General features: G+C 38.6%; 13 protein-coding genes. 8 read left to right on the top strand and 5 right to left on the bottom strand.

What is annotated here, in order from left to right; genetic code table 11:
• The first annotated feature begins 162 nt into the window (after positions 1 to 162).
• The 5 genes from C9J34_RS05695 to C9J34_RS05675 all read left to right on the top strand — a co-directional run bounded on the left by C9J34_RS05695 (position 163) and on the right by C9J34_RS05675 (position 5,986).
• Entirely contained in the window at positions 163 to 1,851 is a 1,689-nt protein-coding gene (locus C9J34_RS05695; RefSeq protein ID WP_107838902.1) for a methyl-accepting chemotaxis protein, read from the top strand.
• A 145-nt stretch (positions 1,852 to 1,996) separates the two neighbouring features.
• A complete protein-coding gene (locus C9J34_RS05690; protein ID WP_107838901.1) occupies positions 1,997 to 2,662 on the top strand; it encodes a response regulator transcription factor in 666 nt (221 codons plus the stop codon).
• Positions 2,659 to 4,044, top strand: coding sequence for a sensor histidine kinase (locus C9J34_RS05685; RefSeq protein WP_107838900.1), 1,386 nt, complete (start codon positions 2,659 to 2,661; stop codon positions 4,042 to 4,044). The genes C9J34_RS05690 and C9J34_RS05685 overlap by 4 nt, the downstream gene beginning before the upstream one ends.
• A 56-nt stretch (positions 4,045 to 4,100) precedes the next feature.
• Positions 4,101 to 4,487, top strand: a complete 387-nt coding sequence (locus C9J34_RS05680; RefSeq protein ID WP_107838899.1) for a hypothetical protein — start codon at positions 4,101 to 4,103, stop codon at positions 4,485 to 4,487.
• A 68-nt stretch (positions 4,488 to 4,555) separates the two neighbouring features.
• Positions 4,556 to 5,986, top strand: a complete 1,431-nt coding sequence (locus C9J34_RS05675; RefSeq protein ID WP_107838898.1) for an o-succinylbenzoate--CoA ligase — start codon at positions 4,556 to 4,558, stop codon at positions 5,984 to 5,986.
• A gap of 150 nt (positions 5,987 to 6,136) precedes the next feature.
• Here the strand turns inward: C9J34_RS05675 and C9J34_RS05670 are convergent, their stop codons facing one another.
• The 3 genes from C9J34_RS05670 to C9J34_RS21840 all read right to left on the bottom strand — a co-directional run bounded on the left by C9J34_RS05670 (position 6,137) and on the right by C9J34_RS21840 (position 7,582).
• Positions 6,137 to 7,108, bottom strand: coding sequence for a metal ABC transporter solute-binding protein, Zn/Mn family (locus tag C9J34_RS05670; protein WP_107838897.1), 972 nt, complete (start codon positions 7,106 to 7,108; stop codon positions 6,137 to 6,139).
• A gap of 91 nt (positions 7,109 to 7,199) precedes the next feature.
• Positions 7,200 to 7,433 carry a membrane protein insertion efficiency factor YidD gene (yidD, locus tag C9J34_RS05665; RefSeq protein WP_107838896.1) on the bottom strand — a complete coding sequence of 78 codons (234 nt, stop codon included), beginning with the start codon at positions 7,431 to 7,433 and terminating at the stop codon, positions 7,200 to 7,202.
• Entirely contained in the window at positions 7,430 to 7,582 is a 153-nt protein-coding gene (locus tag C9J34_RS21840) for a hypothetical protein (RefSeq protein WP_193768899.1), read from the bottom strand. Before C9J34_RS21840 ends, yidD begins: the two co-directional genes overlap by 4 nt.
• 109 nt (positions 7,583 to 7,691) lie before the next feature.
• Here C9J34_RS21840 and C9J34_RS05660 point away from each other — a divergent pair, with 109 nt between their 5' ends.
• The 3 genes from C9J34_RS05660 (at position 7,692) to C9J34_RS05650 (ending at position 9,343) form a co-directional block, all read left to right on the top strand.
• Complete coding sequence (locus C9J34_RS05660; protein WP_107838895.1) at positions 7,692 to 8,006, top strand: transposase; 315 nt, start codon at positions 7,692 to 7,694, stop codon at positions 8,004 to 8,006.
• Positions 8,007 to 8,106: 100 nt separating this feature from the next.
• Entirely contained in the window at positions 8,107 to 8,580 is a 474-nt protein-coding gene (locus C9J34_RS05655) for an NUDIX domain-containing protein (RefSeq protein ID WP_107838894.1), read from the top strand.
• Entirely contained in the window at positions 8,558 to 9,343 is a 786-nt protein-coding gene (locus C9J34_RS05650) for an alpha/beta hydrolase family protein (protein ID WP_107838903.1), read from the top strand. Before C9J34_RS05655 ends, C9J34_RS05650 begins: the two co-directional genes overlap by 23 nt.
• Here C9J34_RS05650 and C9J34_RS05645 read toward each other — a convergent pair.
• Entirely contained in the window at positions 9,335 to 10,426 is a 1,092-nt protein-coding gene (locus tag C9J34_RS05645; protein ID WP_107838893.1) for a GerAB/ArcD/ProY family transporter, read from the bottom strand. The two genes, C9J34_RS05650 and C9J34_RS05645, sit on opposite strands and share 9 nt — an antisense overlap.
• A 15-nt stretch (positions 10,427 to 10,441) precedes the next feature.
• Positions 10,442 to 10,678, bottom strand: coding sequence for a hypothetical protein (locus C9J34_RS05640; RefSeq protein ID WP_107838892.1), 237 nt, complete (start codon positions 10,676 to 10,678; stop codon positions 10,442 to 10,444).
• Positions 10,679 to 10,684 lie beyond the last annotated feature (6 nt).

Genomic DNA, 10,684 nt, shown 5'->3' with positions numbered 1-10,684 from the left:
GAAAATTCATTTTACAATAGTGCAATTAATTATTTTAATGCGACACTAGTGAAAGGAAGTGAATAAGACAGAGTATCGCATATAAATAAAGGCATCTTTAAGCTCAGTAGCGACTTTATAATTCAGAAAATTCGATCTTTAATACAAGGAGGAGGAATATGTATGCGATTTAAAACATTACGCACAAAAATTTTAGTCAGTTTTATGGTTGTTATTTTGCTAATTGTTATACAAAGTGTTTATACAATTAATACGAATGTGCAAAGGAGTAATGATATTCAATATGTTATCCAAACAGAGTTGGAATTATCTATTTATGACCAACACCTAGCCAATTCGATGTCTTCGCGCATCGCAGCAGTGCGAGGATATGTGCTTTCAGGGGATACACAGTATAAGGATCGTTTTAACAACTACACAAAATTATCAATTGACAGTGAACAAGCCGCACAGGAAATTTTAATTTCTGAACAATTGACAGAAGTTAATACAAGGGCAGTGGCATGGCGTGAATATATTGAAAAAGAAGTCTTCGCCGTTTATGACAGTGGCAATAAAGAGCGAGCGATGGTAAATTTAATGTCACCTGCTTCTGTGAAAGAGGCAAGAGAAATTCAAGCGGGATTTGAAGAGTTAGCCGCTAAACGCGAAGTGTCTGTTCGTCAAGCAGGGGCGGAATTAGAAAAGAGCATTCAGAGAAGTATTGTAACAAGTCTCATTACAACAATCTTTATTATCACTGCGGTCATTGGAGTTGCATTATATAGTGCGGGGAGTATTTCTCGTCCAGTAAAACGTATTTCAGAGCGTATGCAACGCATTGCAGATGGCGATTTAACAGAGGATGCTTTACAAGTACAATCACAAGATGAAATAGGTCAATTAACACTAGCGGCGAATACGTTGAATGAAAAATTACATAGTATGTTAAGCCAAATTCAAACAGTTTCGAATGAGGTTGCTTCACATAGTGAGGAGCTGCTTCAGTCCGCAACAGAAGTGAAAGAGGGAACGACACAAGTGGCACTGACAATGAATGAAATTGCAGAAGGAACAGAAGCACAAGCGAGTAACGCCAGCGATTTAGCCAGTCATATGGAGGATTTCGTTAATAACGCACGTGTAGCTGACCGCAATGGTGATGATGTCAAAGCACATTCTGACGAGGTGTTATCATTAACGACAGCAGGGCGTCAATTAATGGAAGCTTCGACAGAGCAAATGTCAAAAATTGATCACATTGTACATGAGGCGGTTATTAAAGTAGAAGGGCTGAATAATAAAACACAAGCCATTTCACAGCTTGTACTTGTAATTAATGATATCGCGAATCAAACGAATTTATTGGCGTTAAATGCCGCAATTGAGGCAGCACGCGCTGGTGAACAAGGGAAGGGCTTCGCTGTTGTTGCAGATGAGGTACGAAAATTGGCGGAACAAGTTTCTGTTTCAGTTGTGGATATTTCACAAATAGTCAACGAAATTGTGGGAGAAACAGACGATGTGACAGGTTCGCTAAAATTAAGTTACACAGAAGTGCAAAGCGGTACAACAAAAATTACTGAAACAAGTAAAACATTTACGAATATTGAAAATGCGATTACAGCGATGGCGAATAATATTTTAACTGTTTCACAAAACTTAGAGCAAATTGTGGATAGTTCTGCAAGTATTAATAAAGCAGTTGATGAAATTGCAGCGGTAGCAGAGCAATCGGCAGCGGGCGTAGAAGAAACATCTGCTACAATGGAACAAACAACTTCTACGATGGAGGAAGTATCGAACAGCTCAAATCAGCTAGCAAAAATGGCAGAGGAGCTCAATCATCATATCCGACAATTTAAATTGTAAATAATCGAAAACTCGAATGGGGGCCGTCTGAAAAGTAGTGCGTTAAGTTACTTTTTGGGCGGCTATCATTTGTCCCATATAGACGAGGAAAGATTTTTCAATCGCTTGTAATTATGGCATAATGCAGGGGAGGGTGATAAGAACGATGAGAAAAATTTTAGTTGTAGATGATGATCCAAATATTTTACAGTTAGTAAAGCTCCATTTACAATCTTGGCATTATGATATCGTATGTGCTACAAACGGAGTCGATGCATTGCAGCAAATGACAGAAAATATTGATATGGCAGTTGTCGATGTCATGATGCCACAAATGGATGGTTTACAATTAACTAAAAAATTAAAAGAGGAATGGGAAATACCCGTTTTATTGTTAACGGCTAAAGGACAAATAGAAGATAAGCGAGAAGGCTTTACGGTTGGGGCGGATGATTATGTTGTTAAACCATTTGAGCCAGATGAATTATTATTCCGTATTCAAGCTATTTTAAGACGCTATGATAAGCCAACAGAAGCGGCAATTGAAGTGGGAGATTTGCTTATTGATCGGCGGACATTGCAAGTGATAAAAGGACAAACAAAGCTCGTTCTACCACTAAAGGAGTTTGAATTATTAGCGATTCTTGCCGGTAGAGCCCAAATTTTTCAGCGTGAGTATTTAATGGAGCAAGTGTGGGGGCTTGATTACGAGAGTGACGATACGTTAAATACACATATTAAACGATTAAGAGAGAAGCTTGCGCGGCTTGCAAGCACTGTACAAATTACAACGATTCGCGGTGTTGGCTACAAACTTGAGGTTATGCAATGAAATTTTATTCCACTTTGTATTTCAAATATATTGTCGTCACATTAGCCATTATGTTTTTTAGTGGGGTGCTGGCATTACTTGCAACAAATACGTATTACCATCGCGTCATAAAAGAGCAAAACGATGCAAAAAATGTAGCAATCATGCAAGAAATCGTACACTATATTTCGCAAAATGAGCCAGCGAATTTAGAAAATTATTTGCAAACAATAGCGAATGTTGGCTATCAATTATATATTGTGGATGGACAAGGGCAAGAGGTGTTTTATGGTAGTGAATTTCGTCTAACGGCACTAGATGAAAGTGTTAAGCAGGCTGTGGTGGAAGGTGAAATTTATCATGGCATGCGCGATTATCCACGTCAGCTTTTTATTACTGGATTTTTTGCGAACGATTTAACGAATTCGGTTGGTGTACCTTTTCAATATAAAGGAAAAAACTATGCACTGTTTGCTCGTCCCGATATTCGTTTGCTGTTTAATGAAATGCATAGTGTACTCGGCAATATGATGTTGATTTCGTTGATTGCAAGCTTAATGGCAATTTTGCTTGCTGCTTGGTATTTAGTCAAGCCGATACGTGCTTTAACAAAGGCAACCAAGCAAGTTGCGAAGGAAAATTATGATGTGGCAATAGACATTACCCGCACAGATGAACTTGGGCTACTAGCGAAAAGTTTTAACAAAATGGCGCAGGATTTGAAGCAACAGGACGAGACACGCAAAAGCTTTATTCGTAATGTGTCGCACGATTTGCAAACACCGCTACAAAATATTAATGGTTACGCTAATTTATTAAAAAGCAGGGAGCTAACAGACGAAAATCGTTTGCATTATGCAGATATAATTGAAGCAGAAACGAGTCGTCTCTCAAGTTTAACGAAGCAGCTATTATTGCTAAACTCATTGGATCAACTCGCTCATAAAAGGCGACAAACGTCTGTTAATATAACGGAGCAAATCGAACGAGCTGTCATGAAAAGTCAATGGATGATTGCAGAAAAAGAGCTTTCGATATGGCTACAATTAGATGAAGCTATATTTGATGGTGATGAAACAATGTTAGAAAATCTTTGGGAAAATCTTATTTCAAATGCGATTAAATATAATCGACAGGGCGGAGAAATTCACCTTACATTGCAAAATGGGCCGTCTGCCATGCTAGTTGAAATTTCGGATACAGGCATCGGCATTGGACAAGAGCACTTACCACATATTTTTAGTCGTTTTTATCGGGTGGATAAAGCGCGACAAACGAAAGGAACAGGCTTAGGCTTAGCGATTGTGCAGGAGATTGTTCATTTTTACGATGGTCAAATTGCCGTGAGTAGTGAATTAAATCAAGGTACAACAATTACGATTTCATTACCGAGTTCATCTTGAGTTCAGATAGCGACGTTAAAATACTTCCATACAACAAAAGTATGGAGGTATTTTTTGTGGAAAAAATATGGAGTATACGCCTTATTCGTTTGGCAGCAATTTTTGGTTTAATAGGGGCGGTATTAGGCTCCGATATGGCAGGGTCAGGTAACTATCAATTTAGAGCGATTCATGCACATATGCTCGTAGTTGGCTGGTTATCCGTTTTTGCCTGGGGCTTATTTTATAAAATGTACCGTGTTCGTGTGAAAAAGTTAGTATCATTACATGGCTGGATGACCATTATTGGTTCAGTCGGGTTAACAATTGGTATGCTATTTTATAATGTGAATCCGTTTCAGTTCAATGAAGTATTCACATTGATTACATTTATTGCAGGCGGCACTGCATTATTAGTAAGTTTTGCTTTGTTTATTGCCATTACATTTTTGTTGGAGGATTGAATTGTGTGGAAATTGTGTGAGTGCCTGACACCATGATACAATGAAGGCAATAAAGGAGGCGGATGAAAATGCAGCCTAATTGGATAAAACAGCGCGCCTATTTAACACCAAATCGTATCGGACTTCGCTTCGGAGGAGAGAGCTGGACTTTTCAGCAATTACATGAAGAAGCATTACATAAAGCGAAACAATTGGCAACGCTTGTTAAGCGTGGAGAGAGAGTCGCAATATTTGCACCTTCTACGCCAGCGTTGGTTAAGGTGATTTATGGCTGTATGTATTTGCAAGCTGAAATGGTGCTTTTAAACGGGCGTTTATCCGCAGCGGAGCTAGCTTATCAAATAGAGGATGCACAAGTGGCTGTCGTGTTAGTGGCAGCGAGTGAGATGCATAAATTGCCGCAAAATATAAAGGTTGTGACATTTGAGCAGCTAGCAGAGTTAGATGAGGCTCAAGTAGAGATAGCAGGGGAATGGCATGAAGAGCAGACGATTTCGATTATGTACACGTCTGGCACAACGGGCTTCCCGAAAGGTGTACGTCAAACCGTGCAAAATCATAGTATGAGTGCGATTAGCTCCGCATTAAATTTGGGGGTGACGGAGCAGGATGTATGGCTTTGTACCGTGCCGATTTTTCATATTAGTGGATTTTCGATTTTAATGCGCTCATTGCTTTATGGTGCAACGGTTTGCTTATATGAAAAATTTGATGCACAAGCTTGCGTGCGTGAAATTGCCGAAGGGGATGTGACAAATATATCACTCGTATCGGTTATGTTGGAGCGTGTTTTAAGTGAGATGGAACGTTTGCAAGTGCAGGCACATCCTCGTTTTAAAGCCGCGCTCGCAGGTGGTGGCTCAATTCCAGTAGATTATTTACAGCGTGCAGCAAAAGTGCAGCTACCTGTTGTACAAACATATGGGATGACTGAAACATCCTCGCAAACGGCAACACTTACGAGTGCGGATGCGTTGCGCAAAATTGGTTCGGCTGGCAAACCGCTATTTTTTAATGAAATTCGCATCGCTGGCACAAATCAGCCATTTGCCGAAGGAGAAATTTGCATTCGTGGTCCACATGTCACACCTGGCTATATCGGTCGTTTTGCCGAGCGAGTGAGCACAGAAAATGGCTGGCTGCTAACAGGCGATATTGGCTATGTAGATGATGAAGGCTATTTATATGTCGTCGATCGGCGTGCCGATTTAATTATTTCTGGCGGTGAAAATGTCTATCCTGCAGAAATTGAAAATGTCTTACTTGCGCATCCATATGTATTAGAAGCCGGGGTTTGTGGTGTGACCGATGAAAAATGGGGACAAGTACCGCTTGCCTTTATCGTTTGCAAGCAGGCGATAACAGAGGATGAGCTCCGCGCATTTTGCCAGCAAAAGCTCGCAAGCTACAAGCTACCAAAGCATTTTTATTGCGTCGCAAGCTTGCCACGCAATGGCTCGAATAAGCTATTGCGGAGGAAATTAATTGAGTTATTATAAAATAAAGCGCATGAAATTTGTGATTTCATGCGCTTTGCGTGCGAATTCGGGCTTTTAACGTGCGAAAAGTATGCTGTTGTGTGCGAATTTAGGCTCCTTGTGTGCTAAACTTGCTTGCATACGTGCGAATTAGGTCATTATACCTAAGATTTAGTGCAAAGCCTTCGCCAATTGCTCAATATTATGCTGCATTAATGTGAAGTATGTTTCGTTATTTTTAACATCATCCTTCGTTAAGACGCTTAAATTATGCAATGTTAATGCCTCTGCACCTACTTCTTTTTGAATAACAGACGTTAAATTAGAAGAAACGTTTTGCTCAAAGAAAATATATTGAATATTTTCTTGCTTTGCTAAATCAACAATTTTTGCTAATTGCTTTTGTGAAGGCTCGCTTTGTGAGTTTAAGCCTGCAACAGGGATTTGGTTAAAGCCATAGTGTCCAGCGATATAGCCGAATGCTGCATGCGATACGAAAAATGTTTTCTTTGTTGTTTTGGCAGCCATTGCTTCAAAATCAGCGTGTAAAGCATCGAGCTCTGTCACTAGCTCCTCATAATTTTGTGTGAAAAGCTCTTCTTGTGCTGGTAGCATTTCAACTAACTCGTTTTTAATAGATAAGGCTAGCTCTTTTGAAAGAATAGGAGAAAGCCATACGTGTGTATCATGTTCATGATGACCGTATTCCTCATGTTCGCCATGCTCTTCGTCATGGTCATGGTCATCCTCATCTTCCGCATGCACATGCCCCGTAGAAATATGGAATTGTTCCTCTGTAATAGCATCTCCTGTTGCTACTAGTTTGACATGTTCATTTGCTAATGTTTTTTTAGCATTTTCAACAAAGCCTTCTAAGCCTTGTCCAATATAAAAGAATACATCTGCATCTGCCAATGCCATCATATCCTTTTGTGTTGGTTCAAATGAATGTTCGTTTGCACCAGCAGGGTAAATCGATTTTACATTGACAAACTCTTCACCGATACGCTCAGTAAAATATTGCAGTGGGTAAACGGTTGTATAAACAGAAAGTGTATCACCAGATGTTTTCTGATCTTCACTACTACATGCTGTTAGCAATGCAACGACTGCTAATAAAAAGAAATAAACATATTTTTTCATCATTAACTCTCCTAAATAGTAATTATTACGATTTGACGTTTTCTATCATAACGTAATTAAGAAAAAAAAACAACAAAAAAACCTTCGAAATTTATTTTTTTTTCGAAGGCCATTTCTCTGGCACTGGATCAAAACCACCTGGATGAAGAGGCTGGCATTTTAATATGCGCATTGTTGTTAGAATAATACCTTTTATTGCTCCATGTTTTTGAAATGCTTCAAGACCATAGCTTGAGCAAGTTGGATGAAAGCGGCAAGTAGGTGGTGTCATAGGTGAGATGTACTGACGGTAAAATTTGATTAACCAAATAAATGGATATTTCATTTTTCTTGTCTCTCATTTTCTTGTTTAGTTGGCATTGGATCAATCGTCTGCTTTGTAGAAAAATTATTTAGGCGTGCAACCCAAACGATGGCAATTGCAAACATTGTCATAATGGCAATGACTACGATAAATACTAGTGCAAGATTCATATTATTCACCTCGCATTTATTATAAGCAAATTCCATTTAATTAGCTATAGATGTGAATATGAATTGCCGTATCGGGTAATGATAAGAAAAAATTGAAGGGAGCATTTGCATGCAAAAATGCAAAATGTATGTATCGATATCAGATTTGACATGTAGCCATATTCCCAATTTATCGTCTAATGAATTTAAAGTGGAGCTAGAACCTGCGATTGCTCGGATTTTTTTTAAGCTTTTTCACCAAATAAACGGGCTGGAAGGACATAATTTATGGCGCGCTCATCTTCCTTATATCCCGTATCATTATGATGAACTGAACCATGATATTGATACGCGCCTACAAAAAATTTATGTATTATTGCACGAGTTTGGTGATGAGCAAACAAAGAAATTCGTTGAACAATTGCCTTATTTTAAAGCGATCTAATTGAACGATGCCAACTCCTTCGGTACACTGATAAAGTGAACCTTCAGTCAGTGGGGGCTCTAGCCTATTAATATGGGATAAAGAGAAGGAGTTGGCATATATGTTTACGTTTATAGATGAAAATGGTTATAAAGTTGTTTTGCGCTTTGATCAAGGGCCTTTTGAGGTAGAACCTCGACATGTTTTAGCACTTGTTCAGCATAAAGGAAAATGGCTATGTGCCGTACATAAGGAGCGAGGAGTAGAATTCCCTGGGGGCAAGCAGGAAGAAGGCGAGACATTGTTACAAGCAGCTGTTCGCGAGGTTTATGAGGAAACACAAGTGCATGTAAAAGATATAGAGTGGTTTGCTTATTATGTAGTACATACAGAAACACCGTTTTGCAAGGCTGTATTTACAGCAAAAGTAGAGGACATTGAATCGTTCGTAGGTGAGTATGAAACGACAGGCCGATTATGGTTAACAATAGATGAGCTACTTCATCATCCAAATTTAAGCTTTTATATGCGCGATGAGGGCATGAAAAAGATGTTAGAGGAAGTGAGCCATGGTGAAGAAAAACGGAACGATTGAGCAAATAAGGCGCTATCCTTCACCAAATGCAGAAGTGCGATTAGATGAAATAATTTATTGGTCGAATGGCTTGCGTGTAAAAGGCTTGTTGGCAAGGCCTAAGAAGGAAGGGCGATATGAAGCGTTACTCTATTTGCGTGGAGGCCTGCAATTTATCGGTATGGTGCGCCCTGCACGAATCGCACAATTTGCTGCACAAGGATTTGTCGTTTTCGCTCCCTATTATCGTGGCAATCGCGGTGGAGAGGGCAGGGATGAATTTGCCGGGGATGATCGCTATGATGCAGTATATGCTGTTGATGTATTAAAGCATTTTAGCGAGGTGCAAAAAGTACATATCTTTGGCTTCTCACGTGGAGGTTTAATGGCATTATGGACAGCAATATTGCGCGATGATATTGCTTCGCTTGTGACATGGGCAGGAGTATCTGATGCTACTGATACATATTGGCAAAGAGTGGACATGCGTCGTGGTTTAAAACGTATTATTGGTGGCACACCAAATAAAGTACCAGAGCGTTATAATGAACGTACACCTTTATATCAACTAACAAAATTACAGACACCTGTTTTAATTATTCATGGCACAGAAGATCAGCATGTGCAACCTGAACACGCATATAAGTTAGAGCGCCATTTACGCAATAACAATCAAAGCGTAGAAACTTGGTATGCAAATGGGCTAAAGCATCATTATCCACCTCTGCTCAATCGCCAAACAGTACAACAGCTCTGTATTTGGATGAAGCAACAGCTATTTTAAACGTCTGATTTTAGCAATAAGCAACAAAAGAATGGGCAATAGTATTGCAAATGTAGCCGAATAAGGTAACCATACACCTTTGTCATAAATATATGAATGTGTTCCATTGGGATGAATGATTTGAGAAATTCCAATTAGTAATAAACTAAGTGGAAGAATAAGAGGCTTTTCATCCTTGATATGAAAAACTTGTTGTAATCCGATAAGTGCCGTATAAAAATAAATAAATGTGCGAATATAAATTGTAATAATCCACATAAATGTTATGATGACTTCAATTCTTTGGAAAAAATCTCCTATAGAAATTCGCTGTGCTAATGTGTAGGTTGGATAATTTTGTGAAGTAGTATTAATGGTACCGAGTACTAATATACACAAAGCAATAATTAAAATTAATACAGCCCCTGCTAATAATAAGCCTAGATAAAAGCCTTTTTGTGCGGATTTGTTTTTATTGACAGTGTAAGGGAAAATCATCAAGAGCATGATAGCTGGAAACGAGAAAATACTCATAAAATAAAGTATGCTTGCAATAAATGGGCGAGGTGCAGTATCTAGCACTGGTCGTACATTTTCAAATTGGATATCGGGTGTAATGAAAATAATAAAGAAGAAAAACAGCAACAGAAACATAGGAAAAAATATTTCAGCTGAACGAGCAAAAGTTTCTAAGCCTAAATAACTAGCCATAATAATAATAAGTGCAAATAATAGCACAAAGGCAATAATAGGTGTTTCAGGCATAATCACAATTTGCATAAAAATTCCAATATAATATAAAACTCCAGCTGAATTGAGAAATGAGAATACTATAAATAGAGTAGCAATGAACGTACCAAGCCATTTACCTAATACTTTCACAATGATTTCAATCAAGGAATGTTGAGGAAAAGTATTGGCAAGTGTGATAAATAGCATCACCAATAACAAACTTAGTAGCACGCCAATCGTCGCAGCAAGCCAAGCATCCTGTTTCGCTAGGTTAGCTAAATAAGCCGGAATAATTAAAATGGATGTACCTATAGAATATAAAAAAGTGATAATGGTAAATTGGCGTGTGCTAATGATTTGTTTACTATTCATTCTATCCTCTGCTCCTTAGGTTTGTAGCAATGCTTGAATAGCGTTGCTAATTGGTTGAAAAATAAATGTGACGACATCTAAGGGACTCGGTACATCAATACGAAAGCTAATGGTGATGGCTAGAGCTGTACCTAATGTTAACAAAATGAAAAATAGCCACGTAGTCACTGGTTCCTTGTTGTCACGTAATTTAGCCCATTGTGAGCAAATAATAAGAATAACAATAATAACAATAACAATTGACATAACCATGCATTA

This window comes from Metasolibacillus meyeri, from assembly GCF_003049505.1.
In the GTDB taxonomy this organism is placed as follows: domain Bacteria; phylum Bacillota; class Bacilli; order Bacillales_A; family Planococcaceae; genus Metasolibacillus; species Metasolibacillus meyeri.
This window is presented reverse-complemented; position numbering and strand designations above follow the sequence as displayed.